Annotated in this window: 18 protein-coding genes; 16 read left to right on the forward strand and 2 right to left on the reverse strand. The window is 44.4% G+C overall.

Annotated elements, in window-relative coordinates; all coding sequences use genetic code 11:
- The first annotated feature begins 24 nt into the window (after window positions 1-24).
- The 11 genes from BANVL01_RS18025 (at window position 25) to BANVL01_RS18075 (ending at window position 12,715) form a co-directional block, all read left to right on the forward strand.
- On the forward strand, window positions 25-372 hold the full coding sequence (locus BANVL01_RS18025) for an ASCH domain-containing protein (protein ID WP_066094176.1): 348 nt from the start codon (window positions 25-27) through the stop codon (window positions 370-372).
- A gap of 293 nt (window positions 373-665) precedes the next feature.
- Complete coding sequence (locus BANVL01_RS18030) at window positions 666-2,396, forward strand: ABC transporter ATP-binding protein (protein ID WP_066094175.1); 1,731 nt, start codon at window positions 666-668, stop codon at window positions 2,394-2,396.
- Complete coding sequence (locus BANVL01_RS18035) at window positions 2,396-4,252, forward strand: ABC transporter ATP-binding protein (protein WP_066094172.1); 1,857 nt, start codon at window positions 2,396-2,398, stop codon at window positions 4,250-4,252. The genes BANVL01_RS18030 and BANVL01_RS18035 overlap by 1 nt, the downstream gene beginning before the upstream one ends.
- Before the next feature lie 177 nt (window positions 4,253-4,429).
- Window positions 4,430-5,134, forward strand: coding sequence for a hypothetical protein (locus BANVL01_RS18040; protein ID WP_066094166.1), 705 nt, complete (start codon window positions 4,430-4,432; stop codon window positions 5,132-5,134).
- A gap of 132 nt (window positions 5,135-5,266) precedes the next feature.
- On the forward strand, window positions 5,267-6,400 hold the full coding sequence (locus BANVL01_RS28705) for a cell wall-binding repeat-containing protein (protein WP_066094163.1): 1,134 nt from the start codon (window positions 5,267-5,269) through the stop codon (window positions 6,398-6,400).
- A gap of 174 nt (window positions 6,401-6,574) precedes the next feature.
- Window positions 6,575-7,780: an MFS transporter gene (locus BANVL01_RS18050; RefSeq protein WP_066094160.1), complete on the forward strand. Its 1,206-nt coding sequence runs from the start codon at window positions 6,575-6,577 to the stop codon at window positions 7,778-7,780.
- Between the two features lie 291 nt (window positions 7,781-8,071).
- On the forward strand, window positions 8,072-9,247 hold the full coding sequence (locus BANVL01_RS18055; RefSeq protein WP_066094158.1) for an ABC transporter substrate-binding protein: 1,176 nt from the start codon (window positions 8,072-8,074) through the stop codon (window positions 9,245-9,247).
- A 136-nt stretch (window positions 9,248-9,383) separates the two neighbouring features.
- Window positions 9,384-10,265 carry a branched-chain amino acid ABC transporter permease gene (locus tag BANVL01_RS18060; protein ID WP_066094154.1) on the forward strand — a complete coding sequence of 294 codons (882 nt, stop codon included), beginning with the start codon at window positions 9,384-9,386 and terminating at the stop codon, window positions 10,263-10,265.
- Between the two features lie 13 nt (window positions 10,266-10,278).
- The gene (locus BANVL01_RS18065) at window positions 10,279-11,253 is read left to right on the forward strand and encodes a branched-chain amino acid ABC transporter permease (RefSeq protein WP_066094151.1); all 975 of its coding nucleotides are present in this window, start codon (window positions 10,279-10,281) and stop codon (window positions 11,251-11,253) included.
- Window positions 11,228-12,007 (forward strand): ABC transporter ATP-binding protein, encoded by a 780-nt coding sequence (locus tag BANVL01_RS18070; RefSeq protein ID WP_066094147.1) that lies wholly within the window; start codon window positions 11,228-11,230, stop codon window positions 12,005-12,007. The genes BANVL01_RS18065 and BANVL01_RS18070 overlap by 26 nt, the downstream gene beginning before the upstream one ends.
- Complete coding sequence (locus tag BANVL01_RS18075; protein WP_066094144.1) at window positions 12,008-12,715, forward strand: ABC transporter ATP-binding protein; 708 nt, start codon at window positions 12,008-12,010, stop codon at window positions 12,713-12,715.
- Between the two features lie 341 nt (window positions 12,716-13,056).
- On the opposite strand, the gene BANVL01_RS18080 is transcribed toward BANVL01_RS18075, so the two are convergent.
- A complete protein-coding gene (locus BANVL01_RS18080) occupies window positions 13,057-14,865 on the reverse strand; it encodes a TIGR04190 family B12-binding domain/radical SAM domain protein (RefSeq protein WP_066094141.1) in 1,809 nt (602 codons plus the stop codon).
- Between the two features lie 209 nt (window positions 14,866-15,074).
- Here BANVL01_RS18080 and ybaK point away from each other — a divergent pair, with 209 nt between their 5' ends.
- Together ybaK and BANVL01_RS18090 are read left to right on the forward strand one after the other, a co-directional pair.
- Entirely contained in the window at window positions 15,075-15,551 is a 477-nt protein-coding gene (gene ybaK, locus BANVL01_RS18085; protein WP_066094138.1) for a Cys-tRNA(Pro) deacylase, read from the forward strand.
- Window positions 15,552-15,644: 93 nt separating this feature from the next.
- Window positions 15,645-16,748 (forward strand): PRK06851 family protein, encoded by a 1,104-nt coding sequence (locus tag BANVL01_RS18090; RefSeq protein WP_066094134.1) that lies wholly within the window; start codon window positions 15,645-15,647, stop codon window positions 16,746-16,748.
- Window positions 16,749-16,791: 43 nt separating this feature from the next.
- On the opposite strand, the gene BANVL01_RS27860 is transcribed toward BANVL01_RS18090, so the two are convergent.
- Window positions 16,792-16,947, reverse strand: coding sequence for a hypothetical protein (locus tag BANVL01_RS27860; protein WP_169803201.1), 156 nt, complete (start codon window positions 16,945-16,947; stop codon window positions 16,792-16,794).
- A 120-nt stretch (window positions 16,948-17,067) separates the two neighbouring features.
- Here BANVL01_RS27860 and BANVL01_RS18095 point away from each other — a divergent pair, with 120 nt between their 5' ends.
- The 3 genes from BANVL01_RS18095 (at window position 17,068) to BANVL01_RS18105 (ending at window position 19,769) form a co-directional block, all read left to right on the forward strand.
- Entirely contained in the window at window positions 17,068-17,742 is a 675-nt protein-coding gene (locus tag BANVL01_RS18095; RefSeq protein WP_066094131.1) for a DNA alkylation repair protein, read from the forward strand.
- A 77-nt stretch (window positions 17,743-17,819) separates the two neighbouring features.
- Complete coding sequence (locus tag BANVL01_RS18100) at window positions 17,820-18,674, forward strand: Cof-type HAD-IIB family hydrolase (protein WP_066094128.1); 855 nt, start codon at window positions 17,820-17,822, stop codon at window positions 18,672-18,674.
- Window positions 18,675-18,686: 12 nt separating this feature from the next.
- A complete protein-coding gene (locus BANVL01_RS18105) occupies window positions 18,687-19,769 on the forward strand; it encodes a PQQ-dependent sugar dehydrogenase (protein ID WP_066094125.1) in 1,083 nt (360 codons plus the stop codon).
- Window positions 19,770-19,791 lie beyond the last annotated feature (22 nt).

Genomic DNA, 19,791 nt, shown 5'->3' on the forward strand with positions numbered 1-19,791 from the left:
AATTGGAAAAAGGAGGATACAAGCATGACACAACATGAAAACAATACGTTGCCGCCGAAAACATGTTCCGTTGAGCGGTTAGTGACGATGGAAGCAGATGTTAAGAAGGTGCTGGCAGGAGAAAAAACGGCAACGCGCCGAAATGGCAGATATGCTGACCCCGGTGAAATCATGACGCTTGAAGGCCGTCAGTTCGTCGTTGAAAATGTTTATTCGCAAAGCCTTGGTGAGCTGACCGATGCTGATGCGCGCCGCGAGGGCTTTGAAACGGTAGAGGATTATAAACAATCGATCCTAGCTTACCACCCGGGAATGCCGTGGCTCCCGCAAATGCGTGTCTGGGTCCATGAATTTCGCCCCGTCGAAGATTAATATGACTAACAAGTGGTCCATGTTTATGGGCCATTTTTTATTACCCTTTTATTAGGAATAGACTCCGATCATTCACTCTTATCAATGATCTCGCCTATTTGTGCTGGAATCTCGCCAAACTGGACAGGAATCTCGCTAAACTTCGGATTTATTTCGCCAACTTTCTCATTAATCTCGCCAAACTGGCCGCGGATTTCGCTAAACCCTTATTTTTCAAACTAATTAATTGTTTAATTGCCCAATACGAAATTATAATAGGATTATTACGAGACCCGAAATTCTGAGGTGGGAAGATGAAATTTTTATCAAAATACATAAAAAAATATTGGAGGTCTTTCAGCATTGCCGTCTTATTTCTCACCTTTGAAGCGATTAGTGACTTGCTACAGCCGACGATTATGGCGAAAATCATCGATGAAGGTGTGGCAAATAAGGATATCCATTATGTCTTGAAAATGGGCGGCCTGATGCTTGCGATTACCGCATTTGGGGCAGTGGCTGCCTCAACAAGAAGCATTATGGCCAGCATCGTATCGCAAAATTTTGGAACAGAATTACGCTCGGATTTATTTAAGAAAATTCAAACGCTCTCCTTTAAAAATCTTGATAAGTTTGACCGTGCGTCGCTCATTACCCGGCTAACAAACGATGTCACACAGGTGCAGGTGTTTGTCAATGGACTGATGCGGATTTTCGTGAAAGCCCCGCTGCTGGCGATTGGCGGCCTCATCATGGCAACGCGACTCAATCTCCATTTATCCGTGGTGCTCGCGGTAGTCGTGCCGATTGTAGCCCTGTTAATTATCGTCAATTTGCGCTTAGGGTTTCCGCTCTTCGCCAAGGTGCAAAAGGCATTGGACCGGGTGAACGGTGTGATGCGTGAGTATTTATCAGGTGTCCGTGTCGTGAAGGCGTTCAATCGCTTTGATGTTGAGATTGGCAAGTTTACCAAGGTAAATGAACAATTTAAGCAGCAGTCGATCGCTGCCGGACGCCTAATGGCTACCTTTAGCCCAGCAATTATGCTGACGGTTAACCTCGGCATTGTCGTCGTCCTTTGGATTGGCGGATTCGGGGTCAGCACCGGAAACATTCAGGTCGGTCATGTTATTGCGTTCATCAACTATATGACGCAAATCTTATTTTCGCTGATGATGATTTCCATGGTTTTTAATATGTTTGTTCGGGCCAAGGCGTCAGCAGGCAGAATTGACGAAGTATTTTCACAACAGGATGACATCACTTGGGAAAACGAGGCTGTAACGCCAACTTATAAGGAAAAAGGAAGAATCGATTTTGAACATGTTTCCTTCGCTTATGACGGGACAACCGGTGAAGCCGTATTAAAAGATATTAACCTTACCATCCTGCCCGGCGAAACAGTCGGCATCATCGGTTCAACCGGTTCGGGGAAAAGCACCCTTGTCGGGCTCATCCCCCGCTTTTATGATGCGGCAAGCGGCACGATTAAAGTAGGTGGCGAAGATATTAAACTTCTTAATCCAAGGATTCTAAGGGAGAAGATTGCAATGGTGCCGCAGAAGAATATTCTCTTTACCGGCAGTGTAGCGGAGAATATTCGCTGGGGAAAAGAAGACGCCTCCCAAGATGAAGTTGAATCCGCGGCGGCGGTTGCCGGCGCCCATGACTTTATCGCCGCCGCGCCGGAAGGCTATGAAACTAGAATCGGTCAAGGCGGCGTTAATTTTTCCGGAGGGCAGAAGCAGCGGATTTCGATTGCCAGAGCGTTGGTGAAAAAACCAGAGATTTTAATCTTGGATGACAGTACAAGCGCGGTAGATGTAGCCACTGAGGCAAAAATAAAGGCTGCCTTGAAAGAGTATGCCGAGAATCTTACGTGTCTCTTGATTGCCCAGCGGATTAGTTCAATTATCGATGCTGACAAAATTGTTGTGCTTGACCAAGGTGAAGCAGTTGGATTTGGAACCCATCAAGAGTTAATCAACACATGTACCGTGTATCAGGAAATCTATCAATCTCAGATGGGCAAGGAGGTGCTATGATGTCAAAGGGAACGGAACAAACGAGTAGTAATCCTACTGCCCCTCCCCCATTGAGACCCGGCGGTGCCCAGCGGCTTCGTGGCCCAGTCGTTAAGCCGAAGAACTTTAAAGCGACATTGAAGCGTCTTTGGCATTATTTTGGCAATGAGCGCAAAATGCTATTGCTAATTTTTCTTTTTATCGTAATTGATTCAGTCCTCATGCTCCTCGCCCCGTTCTTAATCGGGAAAGCAGTGGATGCGATGAGCCTTCATAATGGAAAGGTAGATTTTACGTTCCTGGAAATGGTGATTGTCGTTTTAACCTGCGCCTATGTTGCCGATGCTGGTCTGACATTTTTACAAGGATGGCTGATGGCTGGTGTTGCCGGGAGGGTGGTCATGCGCCTTCGCGCTGCCCTGTTTAAAAAGCTGCAAAAGCTGTCGGTTTCCTTTTTTGATTCGCGAACACACGGGGAACTGATGAGCAGGCTTTCGAATGATGTCGATAACGTCAGCAATACAATCTCGCAATCAACAACACAGCTGATGTCAGGGCTGATTGTCATTGCCGGTTCGTTAATCATGATGTTAGTCTTAAGCCCCGTGTTAACGGTGGCAAGCTTAGTTACCGTCCCGCTCGTCTTCTTGCTGACACGGACGATTGCGAAAAGAACGAGTGTCTTTTTTAAAAATCAACAAGTACAGCTTGGGAAATTAAATGGCCATATTGAGGAGACCATCTCCGGCATTGAAGTGGTCAAAGCGTTTAATCATGAGGATAAGGTGATTGAAGAGTTTGAAGTCGTCAATACAAAGCTCCGTGCAGTCGGCCTTAAGGCACAAATTTGGTCGGGATTTCTGATGCCGATTATGAACGTGATTAATAATCTTGGCTTTGCAATTGTCGCCGTCCTGGGCGGAATCCTTGCCGCTAAGAGCTTAATTACCGTTGGGGCCATCGCTAGCTTTATCACCTACTCGCGGCAGTTTGTCAGACCGCTTAATGACCTTGCCAACATCTTTAACATCCTCCAGTCAGGTGTTGCCGGTGCTGAGCGCGTATTTGAAATTATTGACGAACAGGAAGAGACAGCGGATACAGCCAATGCGGTGGTCTTAGAAAATCCGAAAGGCCATGTTGTCTTTGAGAATGTCAGCTTTGGCTATCGGCCGGATGTGCCTATTTTAAAAAATGTCAGTTTTGAGGCGGTTGTCGGCAGCAGTACCGCCCTTGTCGGTCCTACGGGGGCGGGAAAAACGACCATCGTCAATCTGCTGACACGCTTTTACGATGTCACCGAGGGGAGAATTCTTCTAGACGGCCGCGATATTCGAACCTATACAAGAGACAGCTTAAGAAGCTGCTTTGGTTTTGTCCTCCAGGATACCTATTTATTTTCCGGAACGATTAAGGAGAATATTAAGTACGGGAAACCCGGCGCAGGTGATGACGAGGTCGAATCGGCGGCGAGAATGGCTAATGCCGATAGTTTTATCAGACGGCTCCCCCAGCAATATGAAACCATCCTTTCAGAAAATGGCGGCAACCTCAGCCAAGGGGAGCGCCAGCTGTTAGCGATTGCCAGGGTAATGTTGGCCAAACCGTCGCTTTTGATTTTAGATGAAGCGACCAGCAGTATTGATACGAGAACCGAGCTCCATATTCAAGCGGCCTTGCTCAAGCTGATGGAAGAGCGGACGAGCTTTATCATTGCCCACCGCTTAAATACGATTCGCGATGCCGATACGATTATGGTGATTGATGGCGGGCAAATCGTCGAACAAGGAAGCCATGATGAGTTAATGAGCGCCCAAGGCCGATATTATCAAATGTTTTTTAACCAATTTAAAAATGTCGAAGAAGCGCTGGATTAATGTGCTGACCAAAGACCCCTGCTGTTTTCATGAAGCAGGGGTCTTTTTACCCAGGGAGAATAGCCCTAGCGAATTTTGTCGTAATTATTTCTAAAATGGAAAAAAATATGTCGCAAAAATGCCGAAATATGTTAATGTGAAGAAGGAGATTATTGAAAAGCAAAAGGTGGACATAACGTGAAAAAGTGGAAAATTATCTTAAGTGTCGTTGTTTTACTGTTGGCAGCGGGAGCAGGTACTCTTTATTATTTTCTTAATATAAAAGATTATCAAACTGCTGATGCAAAAGTAGATGAGATTGTTAAAAATGATTTCAAGGTCAAATTACCTAGTGAGGATGTTTCTGAGGATGGTTCCGAGGATGGTTCCGAGGATGAATCTGGTGCAGAAGTAACAGAGCAAAGTTCCAATCTTACGGCAGATGCGTCTGGAACAGCTGCCCCGGCTGACTCAGCGGCAGGAACAACACAAAGTCAAAGCACCAATAAAAATTCGGGTCAGGTCAAAAAACCGTCAGTTGTGAAACTGACTGCTGGCGCTATTTTGGAAAAATACCAGCCGGCTTTCCATGATTTACAAGCGCAGGCAGACGGCAAGCTGAATGCCCTCTTATCCTATGCGTTCAGTGAGTATCAAACAAAGAAATCCAATGGTGATGAAATTTCTTATTTTTACTTTTACTCGAAGTATAACGGGGCAGCGAAAAAGCTTGAAGCCAGCACCGATCAATCATTTGACTATATTTACAACGCACTTGTTAAAGAATTAGAGAAAAACGGCTACAGTTCCAATGAAGCCAAGTCCATTAAAGACCATTATCAAAATCTAAAAAAGCAGCGAAGATCTGCATTAATGGATAAAGCGGTTGCCTATTTAAAATAATTTGTTGAATAATGCAGAAAAATGTTGTATAAAATGGTAGTTTTATGTAAAATAATACTATTGCATCATATAGTAATCTAGTAATCTAGTTCTATTTGCATGGGGTCATCACATTCACCAAGGAGGATTATTGTGAAAAAGATTATTGCTTTATCCAGCTTTTTGTTTCTTTTCCTTTTAGCCGTGCTTCCAGCAAATGTTTCACATGCAGCAGCCGCTAAAAATGTTGACTTAACAAGCATTACCTTGTTTACCAATGATGGTAAAACAATTGTAGCCGAAAAGAAGGGCAGCAACTTTACCTTTAATTTGGTTGGTAAAAATGGGAATCTTGAAATAAACCGGATTGAATTTAAATCATCAAATGCTACAACTGTTTCCATTTTTCAAAGAACAGATGAAGAATATTCAGATGACGTTGATTTACGTTTTGCAGATGGAAAAGCCTATTTAGATAAAGCGAAATTAGTAGATTGGCTTATTCGTGTGGGTGAAATTGATGATGAAGATCTTCTTGACTTGATTAAAAATGATGAATCCGAGGGGTTAGCGTTCGTTCAAGATCTCAAATATTTCACAGATGGTGGAGCGCTTCCACTTTTTGTTGCAGATGATAACGGTAATGAAACAGAGTATTCTGTAGCATTCAAATCAACACAATGGGTAAAGCAAAACGGTAAATGGTATTTCATTGGACAAGAAAGTAATTCCATGACTGATTATGCCACTGGCTGGGTTGATGATAATGGAACATGGTACTTTATGGGTAAAGACGGTGCGATGCAGACTGGCTGGGTTAAGTCAGGCAGCAAATGGTATTTCTTAAATCCAAGCGGTGCAATGGCAACAGGTTGGGTTAAGGACAAAGGAACATGGTATTACCTTAATCTGGAAAACGGCGACATGGCAACAGGCTGGGCAAAAGTAGGAGGTAAATGGTACTTCCTTGACGGCAGTGGTGCAATGAAAACTGGCTGGGTTAAAACAGGCGGTAAGTGGTACTTCTTAAATTCAAGCGGCGCAATGGCAACAGGCTGGGCAAAAGTATCGAACAAGTGGTACTACCTTGATGCTTCTGGTGCAATGAAGACTGGCTGGGTTAAAGTATCGAACAAATGGTACTACCTTGATGGCTCTGGAGCAATGAAAACAGGCTGGGTTGAAGTATCTAAAAAATGGTACTACCTATACAGTGACGGCCACATGGCAGCTAATACAAAAATCGGCTCATACCGCGTAGGTGCAGATGGAGCTTGGATTAAATAATTGAGTAAAAGAGCGAATACGAGATTTGTATTCTCTCTTTTTTTATTAAAAATAGTGACAGCTGTAAAGACAGTTGCTAAAATACCTTTATGGCTGATAGATATACAGTCAGTCTCTAAAAAATTATTTTTTGGGGAATAATGTAATCAGATGTAGCAGCATAAGGGGGATCCAATGAACAACAAGAAGGAAATATCAGAACGGAAATTACTTGGAGTTGCCGGGATGGGCTGGATGTTCGATGCCATGGATGTAGGCATGCTCAGCTTCATTATCGCGGCTTTAAAGCTGGAATGGGATTTAACTCCGGGTCAGATGGGCTGGATTGGCAGTATTAATTCAATTGGAATGGCAGTTGGGGCCCTCGTGTTTGGCTTAATGGCTGACCGGATTGGCCGCAAACATGTTTTTATCATTACGTTATTATTATTTACAGTCGGGAGCGGAGCGTCCGCCTTTACATCTACGTTATCGGTCTTTTTAGTGTTAAGATTCTTTGTTGGAGCCGGTTTAGGCGGGGAACTTCCGGTTGCCTCGACACTTGTATCCGAAAGTGTCCCGGTCGAGAAACGCGGCCGGATTGTCGTACTGCTAGAAAGCTTTTGGGCAGGAGGCTGGCTGATTGCCGCTGTCATTTCCTATTTCGTGATTCCGAGGTATGGCTGGCAGGCTGCTTTGTTAATCAGTGCCCTTCCGGCGATCTATGCTTTATTTTTGCGTATCGGTCTTCCCGATTCGCCGCGCTTTTCTGCCATCAAGGAGGAAAAGAAAATCTCGGCCCTTCAAAGTATGAAGAAGCTGTGGTCCAAAGAATACAGCCGCCAGACGGCGATGCTATGGATTGTTTGGTTCTGCGTAGTCTTCTCTTATTACGGGATGTTCCTATGGCTCCCAAGTGTGATGGTCATGAAAGGCTTTAGCTTAATTAAGAGTTTTGAATATGTGCTAATCATGACGCTGGCGCAGCTGCCGGGCTATTTTACCGCTGCCTGGTGCATAGAGCGGTTTGGGCGAAAATTTGTGTTGGTCGTCTATTTAACGGGTACGGCTGTAAGTGCCTACCTTTTTGGGTCAGCCGAAACAACTGCGATGTTAATGACGGCGGGAATTCTGTTGTCATTCTTTAATCTCGGCGCCTGGGGCGGCCTTTACGCCTATACACCGGAACAATATCCGACGATTATCCGCGGTACAGGTACAGGGATGGCCGCTTCCTTTGGCCGGATTGGCGGTGTGTTAGGGCCTTTATTGGTCGGTTATCTTGTTGCACAAAACATTTCTATTTCCACCATTTTTACTTGTTTTTGTATTTCAGTCCTAATTGGCGCATGTACCGTTCTCTTTTTGGGAACCGAAACGAAGAGCAAAGAATTGCTTTAATCATTAGAATCAGGAGATTCCTAAATCAGGAGTCTCTTTTATTTTATATTTCGACAAAATAATTGAAAGCTGATTTATTTATCTTTAGAAAATAAAACTCTATTCACTTTATGCGAATTAATCCTATGCAGTTAGTAATTATGCCAATTATCACTATATTCCAAATTATTTTAAAATAAGTGCTTTATGACTAGACGAACTCCAAAATATTAGGTACAATATTTTCAGAATATTATCTTTTTTAGCAACAGCGAGACAATTGATTTGGAGAAAAAAACAGGGGGTAAAGCCATGAGGAAGAAAAAGGTAGCTGGTATTTTCATGTCGCTTATGGTAGCGGCAGGTGTGATGGCAGGCTGTGGATCTGCGAGTACAAGCGGGGACGCGGACAAGGATGGCGTGATTAAGATTGGGGCCAACCTTGAGTTATCCGGAGGTGTTGCCTCTTACGGACAATCCATTAAAGAAGGGATTGAACTGGCGCTCGAAGAGATTAATAAAGATGGAGTTAATGGCAAGAAGCTGAAGCTTGTACCGTTTGACAATAAATCTGATGCACCAGAAGCAATCAACGGTGCTACAAAGCTGATTAGCCAAGATAAAGTTGCCGCTATTATCGGTGCCGCCACAAGCGGAAATACAAAAGCACAGATAGAAATTGCTCAAAGCAACAGCATTCCGCTCTTGACGCCAACCGGGACAAGCGCTGACGTGACCGTGCAAAAAGGCAAATTGAATGATTTCGTCTTCCGTACTTGCTTCATTGACCCATTCCAAGGGACGGTGGCAGCGAACTTTGCCGCGAAGGAATTAAAGGTTAAAACAGCTGCTGTCTTCATTGACAGTGCAAGTGATTATTCTAAGGGTCTTGCTGCTTCCTTTAAGGAATTATTTGCAAAAGAGGGTGGAAATGTAGTCATTGAAGAAGCATATTTAGCGAAGGATACGGACTTCCACGCTCAATTAACGAATATTAAAGGGAAAAATCCCGATTTCATCTTTGTTCCTGGATATTATGAAGAGGTTGGTCTCATTGTTAAGCAGGCTCGTGAATTAGGACTTAAGGTGCCAATGATGGGCGCAGATGGCTGGGATTCTCCTAAACTAGTAGAACTTGCCGGCAAGGATGCCTTAAACAATACGTTTATTACCAACCACTATTCTTCTGGGGATTCTGATCCGAAGGTTCAAGATTTCGTGAAAGCCTTCAAAGCTAAATACAAAGATAAGTCACCAGATGCTTTCAACGCTTTAGGTTATGATTCTGCTTATTTCATTGCCGATGCCATCAAGCGTGCCGGCAGCAGCGATCCAAAGAAAATCCAGAAGGCTCTTGCTGAGACAGATGGGCTTGACCTTGTCACTGGAAAAATGAAGCTTGATAAAAACCATGATCCAATCAAATCAGCTGTTATTCTAGAGTACAAAGACGGCGAACAAACATTTAAAACGAAGGTAAATCCATAAATAAAAAAGCGGAAGCGCCCTGGTCAGCGGCGTATGGCCAGGAGCTAGACAAATTTTATAGTTTTCAAAATGAATAGGGAGAATTAATGTCTCCCTATTCACTTTTACAGAGTCCTTTCTAAGGAGTGTTTTCGACATGGAACAATTTATTCAGCAGCTCGTCAATGGAATTTCCATCGGTAGTATTTATGCCCTGATTGCCCTTGGGTACACAATGGTATACGGGATTGTTAAACTCATTAATTTTGCCCATGGAGATGTCTTCATGGTGGGTGCATTTATCGGCTTTTATTCTATTACTATTTTTCATTTCGGATTTTTCCCAGCCTTACTTATTTCGATGGCTGCCTGCGCCGTCTTTGGCGTTTTAATCGAGCGGATTGCTTACAAACCGCTAAGGAATGCAACCAGGATTGCCGCCCTGATTACGGCAATCGGTGTGTCCTTATTTATCGAATACGGGACGATCTATATTCGCGGTGCCCAGCTCGAGTCCTATCCGGACAATATCGTGCCTTTGAAGAACTTTGAAATTTTCGGTGTGACCATTAGCGGCAAGTCGATCCTTATTTTAGCGGTATCGCTCTTCTTAATGATGTTGCTTCAATTTATCGTTCATAAGACCAAAATCGGTAAAGCGATGCGGGCCGTTTCCCATGACATGGACGCCGCAAGGTTGATGGGGATTAATGTCAATAACACGATTTCTGCCACGTTTGCGATTGGTTCGGCCCTTGCCGGTGCAGCCGGAGTGATTTTCGGGATGTATTATACAAAAATTGAACCACTTATGGGAATTATCCCCGGACTTAAAGCCTTCGTCGCTGCCGTATTTGGCGGAATAGGGATTATCCCAGGAGCAATGACCGGCGGATTAATATTGGGTGTGATTGAGGCGCTTGTAAGTGCGACAGGTGGCTCGCTATGGCGAGACGCCGTTGCTTTTGTGGTGCTGATTCTAATCTTAATTTTCCGTCCTGCAGGCCTGTTAGGCAAAAATGTCAGGGAAAAGGTCTAGGGGGGATGACGCGATGAATCTACTAAAAAAAGCAAAGGGTTTTTGGGGCACAATCGTTCTAGTCGTTATCTTTTCGGTTGTCACGCAATTACTCATTAACGGGGGGACCTTAAACTCCTTCTATGTCAACACGTTATTTTCGATTGGCATCAATATCATCCTTGCCGCCAGTCTTCATTTAATTATCGGTGTGACCGGGCAGTTTTCGATTGGACATGCCGGTTTCCTCGCGGTTGGGGCCTATGCTTCCGCCATCATAACGATGAAATTGGGTCTGCCGTTCCCAGTGGCCATCATTGCTGGCGGTGCGGCGGCAGCGATTGCCGGTCTGATTATCGGGATTCCAACATTGAGACTGAGAGGGGACTATTTGGCGATTGCCACCCTGGGTTTCGGTGAGATTGTCAAGATTGTCTTTTTAAATATTGATTATATCGGCGGGGCCAGCGGCATGACCGTAACCCATCTAACAACATGGCCATGGCTGATTGCCTGTGTCGTCATTACGATTGTTGTCATCGTCAACTTCACGAACTCGACGCATGGACGAGCCTGTATTTCCATCAGGGAAAATGAAATTGCTGCTGATGCGATGGGGATTAATACGACATTTTATAAGGTAATGGCGTTTATCATTGGTGCCTTCTTTGCCGGTGTTGCCGGTGCGCTTCATGCCCATAACTTTTATATTATCCAGCCGCCAAATTTCGGGTTTCTGAAATCGTTCGATATTTTGATTTTAGTCGTGATTGGCGGTTTGGGAAGTATGTCGGGAGCAGTGATTGCGGCTATTGCTTTAACGATCATTTCAACCTTCCTTTCCAGTTATCCAGAAGTACGGATGGTTATTTACAGCCTTGTCCTAATTGTGATGATGCTTTTCCGTCCGCAGGGGCTGATGGGATCGAAAGAAATTACCTCTTTCTTGAAACTAGGCAAAGCTGCTAAAGGAGGAGTGCATCATGACGGCAAAAACACCGTTGCTTAAAGTTGAAAATGTCGGCATCCGTTTTGGCGGCTTAAAGGCCGTTTCAGATGTTAATTTAGAATTAAATCAGGGAGAACTCGTCGGTTTAATTGGCCCGAATGGTGCTGGGAAAACAACATTTTTCAACCTGTTAACAGGCGTCTATGTTCCGACTGAAGGAATGATTTCGCTGGGAAGCGAAAAATTAAATGGGCTGGCCCCTTATAAAATTAACCAAAAAGGAATCAGCCGGACGTTCCAGAATATCCGACTGTTTAGCGATTTATCTGTGCTTGATAATGTAAAAGTTGCCTATCATTCGCTTGCCAAGCATTCGATTGTCAGCTCCCTCCTCCGCCTCCCTTCCCATTTTTCCGGTGAGAAGGAAATGGAGGAAAAGGCGATTGAATTCTTAAAAATCTTTAAGCTTGAGTCGGTCATGCATGAACAGGCGAAGAACCTGCCATATGGGCAGCAGCGCCGGCTTGAAATTGCTAGAGCCTTGGCGGCCAATCCAAAATTATTGCTCCTTGATGAACCAGCTGCCGGGATGAATCCGCAGGAAACTGAGGAGCTGATGAATTTAATTGCCCTGATCCGTGAACGTTTTTCGTTAACGATTCTATTAATTGAACATGACATGCTTCTTGTTATGGGAGTGTGTGAACGAATATATGTACTTGACCACGGTCAATTGATTGCCCAGGGTAATCCGGAGCAAATCAGAAATAACCCAAAAGTCATCGAAGCGTATCTTGGCGAGGAGGTCTCTTAAATGCTGAAAATAAACGATATTAATGTTTACTATGGGAATATTCATGCATTAAAGGGAGTTTCCCTCGACATCAAACAAGGTGAAATTGTCACACTGATTGGTGCCAATGGTGCCGGGAAAAGTACGCTGTTAAAAACCATTTCCGGATTATTAAAGCCGAAGAACGGCGAAATCTTGTTAGAGGGTGAGCATTTAGCTGGGAAGGTCCCGCAGTTAGTTGTGAAGCGTGGTATTTCCCAGGTACCTGAAGGCCGCCGTGTATTTGCTAACATGTCGGTTGAGGAAAACCTCGAATTAGGTGCTTACTTAAGGAAAGATAAAAGAGGGATCCGCGAAGACTTTGAAAAGGTGTTTCAGCTTTTCCCGCGTCTGCAGGAACGCCGTAAGCAGCTGTCAGGAACGCTATCAGGCGGCGAGCAGCAAATGCTGGCGATGGGGCGGGCATTGATGGCCAAACCGCGATTATTGCTGTTAGATGAGCCTTCCATGGGTCTTGCCCCGCTGCTCGTGAAAACGATTTTCCGGATTATAGAGGAAATTAATCAAACGGGCACAACCATCCTGTTGGTTGAGCAAAATGCTAATATGGCATTATCCATCGCCGACCGTGCATATGTCATTGAGACAGGAAAAATCGTCGCTTCCGGTACTTCGGAGGAACTGAGTCAAAGCGATCAAATTAGAGCTGCCTACTTGGGCGGGCATTAAAAGGTGTTGGGAGGATTCCGTTAAGGTTGGGGGATTAGGTTAAGCACCCAAGTTGATAAATAGACGGAGAAATTCCGCTAAATTAGTAATTATTAATAAAAAAGGCTTAAATAGGCGGAGAGATTCCGCCTATTTACTTGAAAAGTTCGAAAATGGGGGATTTTTCTTGGCATAATCGGAAAATCTCCGCTTATTTACCCCGAAACGAGCTCCAATCTGCATTTATCCGGAAAATCTCCGCTTATTTTATTTTTGCAAGGCTTTCGTGCCAGCCCCCGATGCAGTAACGCTTTAGCTTAGCGGGGGTCTGGCCCCAAAATCAGGAGTTCCCGCTTCTTTTTTTACATTTTCATTTCTCTTTGTTTAGCATTAAGCTGGAACTGCTGGCGTCTTTTTGGACGTAAGCGATTTCTAATGATGTTTACGTAATCCTCATAAAGCTGCTCCAAACCGACTAAAGCGAGTGAGAAGAAATTGGCATAATTCTTTTGGACTTCCCACTTTAATTCGTTCTTACCACAGATACTATATTTATTTAATTCTTCAATTTCCTTTTGAATTTTTGCTAATTCCCCCGCCTGCTGCTCCTCAGGCAGTGAGAGAAGATAATCAATTTTTTCGATATATTCCATCGATTTTTCGATTTTCACTTTAATGTCATCATAGCCTTCTTGATCGATGAGATTGTATTTTAATTTAAACTCATTTAGCTTTTGCGCGGCTTCATAGGTTGAATTCACAATATCATCCCGGGTCATATCCTTTGTTTCATAACTAAGCATATGTTTCCATGATGGCTGGGTAATCGCCGTCCGGTGGTCCTCAAGCGTATGGCAGAGTTTTTTATAGCCATGGATTTCCGGATGTTCAAAGGCAGGACTTGCCGGGTCAAGGAACGGTGCGAGCGGTGCCACAAAGTAAAAAATTCTTGGGTCATGCTGACAGGCTAAATGAATCGTTTCGCAGAAATCAATGTTTTCAACGGCACTTTTGTAGGTCTGGCCGGGAATTCCGACCATGAAGAACAAGTCAATTTTTTTACAGCCGTTCTTTAAGGCAAAATTAAGCGTATCAATGACTTTTTGATTGGTACAGCTGAATTTCCCGTTATAGCGTCTGATGTTTTCATCATGGGTTTCAAGAGTAATTTCAATGCTATATTTAGGGACACTGTCATTCATTTGTTTGAAGAATTCTTCATCGGCATATTGGAATAATTCAAAGACGATTTCATTTTTCAGATTCAGTTTTTTCAGCCGGCTGAAAAATTCAGTGACATATTCACGTCCGCCCTGCCTTAGGTCATGGAGAATGAAAATTGGTGCCCGGCTGAAGCGTGAAATAAATTGAATATCTTCGACAAGCTTCTTCGGCGACCGTAATGCCAGCGAATTCCGGTTGCAGTTTTGGTCATAGGCCTCCCTGGAGCCGCCGCAGATAAGGCAGTTTTGCGAACAGCCGCGCGCGGTTAATAAAGCGGTGTTCGGATACTGAAGCCAGCCGTTGTAGGGAAGAGGGTCAAGGAAATTACGATATTTAAACACGGAACGAATCGTATAGCGATAGCCCGGAACGTCGATATCATCCAAATCCTTCGGAACATAGGTAATCGGATTGAAGCCGCATTCGCTGCCCTTTTTCCAGGTTAAATTGGGGATGTCGGCATAATGGGTATTCCCCGCTTCGATTTTGTTCATCCAAAGGAGCATCAGCTTTTCCGTTGAGTCGCCGCGCATGACGAAGTCGATACACGGGTATTCAATTAACTCTTTATGATAATACGTCGCCGACAGGCCGCCGAAGATGATTGGTGTATCGGGATGAATAGCTTTAACAATTTTCGCCAGTTCAATACTGCCGTGGGCATGCGGGAGCCAATGGAGGTCAATGCCGAATGCTTTCGTTTGGATCTTCCTTAGTTTTTTTTCCACATCAAATGTTTCACTCATCAGCATCCGGTTGGCAATGTTGATAATCTTCACCCGCAGCCCGTACCGCTCCAAATAGTCAGCAATACTTGTCAGCCCAATGGGATACATTTCAAACACCGGCGAGGACGGCACCACATCACTGATCGGGCCGGCAAGCAGAGAGTTTTTTCGAAAGTCATAAACACTTGGCGCATGCAGCAGCACTAAATCGTATTTCATCTTAACCACCTCAAATTGATTTCTATGTATTTTTGTAAAAATAATTTGTGAATAAATTCACATTTTTGTTTATAAATCTATTGGATAATTTTAGTTTACTATATTAGTGGTTTCATAGAGTGACAAAAGGGTGACAAAATTTGGGGGATTTTGTGTATTCTCACTTTTTTAGTATGCTGTTGTTAGAGGATGTTAGGAGGAATGGTGCGATGGCACAGATAAAAACAAATGCAATGCGCATTTTGGATGCAAAAAAGGTCAGTTATGGCATGCTGACATATGACAATAAAGATGGAAAAATCGATGGCGTTTCGGTGGCGGAGAAGACTGGCCGCGACGCAAACGAGGTATATAAAACGCTAGTTGCCCAGGGCGCGAGTAAAAATATCTATGTCTTTGTTATTCCTGTTACGGCAGAATTGGATTTAAAAAAGGCTGCCAAAGCGGCGGGGGAAAAAAAAGTCGAAATGATTCCGGTGAAGGATATTCAAAAATGGACGGGTTATATCCGCGGCGGCTGTTCCCCAATTGGGATGAAAAAGGAGTATCAGACCTTCATCGACGAAAACTGCCTGCTCATTGATTCAATCGTTGTCAGTGCAGGGAAAATTGGTGTTCAAATCGTGCTCAAACCGGAGGATTTAAAGGATATAACGAAAGCAGAAATCGCCGATTTGAGAAAATGAAATTTTGGCATGGGCACTCACCTATACATGACAGAAGCATAAGATAAGGTGAACTAAACCTTATGATTGTTATGAAAAAGGGAGTGTTGATGAGTGGCAGGGAAAATTAAAAATTATTTTGCCGGCGGTAATACAGCTAGGGGGTTCCATAATCTGTACGATTCCAACCTCCAGGGACTTGATCGCTTATTTATTCTAAAAGGCGGTCCGGGAACAGGTAAATCCTCACTAATGAAGAAAATTGGCCATGAGTGGATTGAAAAGGGCTATAATGTTGAATTTCTGCATTGTTCTTCTGATAATAATTCGATTGATGGCGTGTTAATCCCCGCATTGAAGGTAGGAATTGTTGATGGAACCGCGCCGCATGTGATTGAACCGAAAGCACCGGGAGCAGTGGAAGAATATATAAACTTAGGCGAGGCTTGGAATGCAAGGGCACTTGCGGTTCAAAAGAAACCAATCCAGCAGCTGACGGATCAGATTAGTCAGTTGTTCCAGAAGGCGTACGCGACCTTTAAGGAAGCATTGGAAATTCATGATGACTGGGAAAAAATTTATATTAACAGCATGGATTTTAACAAGGCCGACCAATTGACAAGAAAGCTAATTGACAGCTTTTTTGGAAAAATGAAGTTGAATAAGACGGCGGATGTCCGCCATCGGTTCTTAGGGGCCGCCACGCCAAAGGGTGCCGTTGATTTTGTCCCGAATTTAACGGAGGGGATTCCGAAACGCTATTTCATTAAAGGACGCCCTGGCTCCGGAAAATCGACGATGCTGAAAAAATTGGCCGCTGCTGCAGAGGAGCGCGGTGTCGATGTCGAGGTGTATCATTGCGGCTTCGACCCGCATAGCCTGGATATGCTTATTTTCAGGGAGCTGGGTGTGGCTATTTTTGATAGTACGGCCCCGCATGAATATTTCCCGAGCAGGGACGGCGATGAAATCATTGATATGTACGAAATTTTGATTGACCCGGGAACGGACGATCTTTTTGCCGAGATTATTAGTAAAATAGCGGCGAGATACAAAAGCAAAATGACGGAGGCAACCAGCTATCTTGCAAAGGCAAAAGAGCTCCATGATGAGCTGGAAGCGATTTATATTGCTGCGATGGATTTTTCCGTTGTCGAAGCGATTCAGGCCAAGATTGCGGAGGAAATCAAGGAATTGGCGGAGGCAAGTCACCAATAATCGTTCGTTAATAGAAGAGGTGCCGGAATAATCCCGGCACCTTTTAATGTGGATTGGTCTTGCTTTTCTTGGCTTTCGTGTTCCGTTTATTGCCCTTGCTGTTATCGCCGCTGACAAACTCACTGGCAAATTCCGCCTCAGCGTTACCTGCCTGCGGGGAATTTTGATTACGGCTGCCTTTGTTAAACTTCTTTGTCAATGGTATCCCTCCTTATCTGCATATTTTAGTGTGGCATCCAGAGATTTTTTTATGAGGAAAAAATAAAGGGGAAAATGGGAGATAATAGAATTAATAAGTAAGACTTTTTGGGGAGGATGGATGAAGTTGACATTAAATGTGGCTTTGTTATCTGAGTTGTTCATTGAAAACCGTCATGAGGCGGAAGCAGAACCAATGAAAAAATATATGAAGGGTCATTTTGAATTTTTGGGAATTAAATCTCCTTTACGGAAGGAATTAGAAAAGCAATTTTTCAAGGAAACGGGGATTTTGAAGGAGCCGTTTAACAAGGAATTTGTTGTGGCGCTTTGGGAGAAGGAGGAGCGGGAGTACCAATATACGGCCCTGACTTATTTGGAAAAATCGCTGAATAAGCTGGAGAAGTCGGATTTGCCGTTTATGGAGAAGTTAATTACCACGAAATCGTGGTGGGATACCGTCGATGGAATTGCGCCAAAGCCAGTTGGCACGATTGCTGAAAAATTTCCTGAAGTGATTAAGGAAACGATTGATGGCTGGGCGGTTCATGATAATATGTGGCTCCGGCGGGCAGCGCTTCTTTTTCAATTAAAATATAAAGGCAAAACAAATGATGCCCTGCTCTATCACTACATACGGCAAAATGCCAATAGGAAGGAATTTTTTATCCAAAAGGCAATTGGCTGGGCGCTCCGCGAATACTCGAAGACCAACCCTGCTTCCGTAAAGAAGTTTATCGAAGCTCAGCCGCTCGCGCCATTAAGTATTCGCGAAGGCAGCAAGTATTTGAACTGAGCAAAAGGCAATCATGTTTAGATTGTTCATGTTAGAATGGCACTAATGAAAACTTAGAAAAGGTGGATTTTGACAGCATGATTAAATGTATAGCATCAGACATGGATGGAACATTATTAAATTCAGTTCAACAAATTAGTGAGGAAAATAAGCAAGCCATTTTAACAGCACAAGCACAAGGAGTAGAATTTGTCGTGGCGACGGGCAGGTCCTATCAAGAGGCGACCTATGTCTTGGCTGAAGCGGGGGTAAACTGTCCGGTCATTTGCGTCAACGGCGCTGAGGTCCGCTCGAAGGATGGGGACGTTATTTCAGCAACGCCAATCAGCAAGCAATTGACAAGAGAGGTTGCGGCGAAATTAGGGGAACAAGATGTGTATTTTGAGGTGTATACCAATAAGGGTGCCTTCACGGTTGACGCGGATAAGGCCGTTTCGACGCTCGTTGACATTATCGTCAGCGCCAATCCTGAAGTAAACCGTGAAGAGATTTATTATGCTGCCGGAGCACGGCTGCGTGATGGCTTAGTTCATACGGTTGAAGATTATGAAATCCTCTTTAATGACGACGAGTATAAAATTTATAAGCTGCTTGTCTTCTCGTTTGATGCTGACAAGCTGGAAGCAGCCGGCAAATCGCTGTCAACTTTTGACGACCTGGCTGTTTCCGCTTCAGGCCGAGAAAACCTTGAAGTAACCAATAAGAAGGCGCAAAAAGGGCTGGCGCTTGAAGCATTTGCCAAAGAAAAAGGGATTTCCATGGCGGAGACAATGGCGATTGGCGATAACTATAACGACGTTTCCATGTTTGAAAAAGCCGGCAGATCGGTGGCGATGGGAAATGCCAATTATGAAATTAAGTCACTATGTGATGTTATAACGGACACTAACGAGGAAAGCGGCGTCGCGAAGGCGATTTTGGAAGTGTTATAGGAGGGTAGGGCTATGTACCGGGGTGGTTCCGTTTTACTGGTACTGATGTTGCTGCTTTCAGGCTGTTCTTTTTTTGGAAAAAAGGAGGATGGCGGGCAAGCGGATGAGGCGGCTGTCATTGGGCCTGAAGTGGAAGTTGTGGCTGTAAATTTATCTGTCCCATGGTCGATTGATATGCTTGGGCAAACCTTCTATCTTAGTGAACGAACTGGAAGTATCGTAAAAATTGAAGACGGTAAAATGGAACGTCAGCGAGTGAGTTTAGAAAAGCCGCTGGCAGAGGCGGCTGAAGCAGGGCTGCTGGGATTTGTACTAGACCCTGAATTTGCTGTGACACAGAAGGCATTTGTTTATTATACATATGCGGATGATGGCGGGGGACAATTTAATCGTGTTGTTGATGTTGTGCTAGGGTTAGATGATGGGATATGGACGGAGGAGCGGATTCTGCTCGATCGCATTCCGAGTGCGGCCTACCATCATGGCGGCAGGATGAAGATTGGCCCTGATGGAAAGCTCTTTATTACTACGGGGGATGCAACAACACCTTCTGTTGCTCAAAATCTCGGTTCGTTAAATGGGAAAATTTTAAGAATGAATTTGGATGGGACGATTCCGGCGGATAATCCGGTTCCGAATTCGTATGTTTATAGTTATGGTCACCGGAATCCGCAGGGGTTAGCGTGGATTGGGAAGACGATATATGCGAGCGAACATGGGCAATCGGCACATGATGAAATCAATCGGATTGTGGCTGGCGCGAACTATGGCTGGCCGGTTATTCAGGGTCTGGAGAAGAAGGCTGGGATGGAAACGCCTTTGTTCCAGTCAGGTGCTTCTGAAACTTGGGCTCCTTCCGGGATGGCGGCAGCTGACGGCAAGCTCTATGTGGCGGAGTTAAGAGGGAATGTTGTTCGCGAGTTTGATGTGGAAAAGATGCAGACGAGGCCCGTGGTGACAGGGCTGGGGCGGATTCGTGATGTGTTTATTGACGGCGATTATTTATACTTTGTCAGCAACAATACTGACGGCCGAGGAAATCCCGATGAGAGGGACGACAAAATGTATCGGGTTCGGGTGGGTGATTTGAAATGAGCTTGTTGTTGTTAAAGGTCGA

The organism is Neobacillus novalis NBRC 102450, from assembly GCF_001591805.1.
Taxonomy (GTDB): Bacteria; Bacillota; Bacilli; order Bacillales; family Cytobacillaceae; genus Neobacillus; species Neobacillus novalis.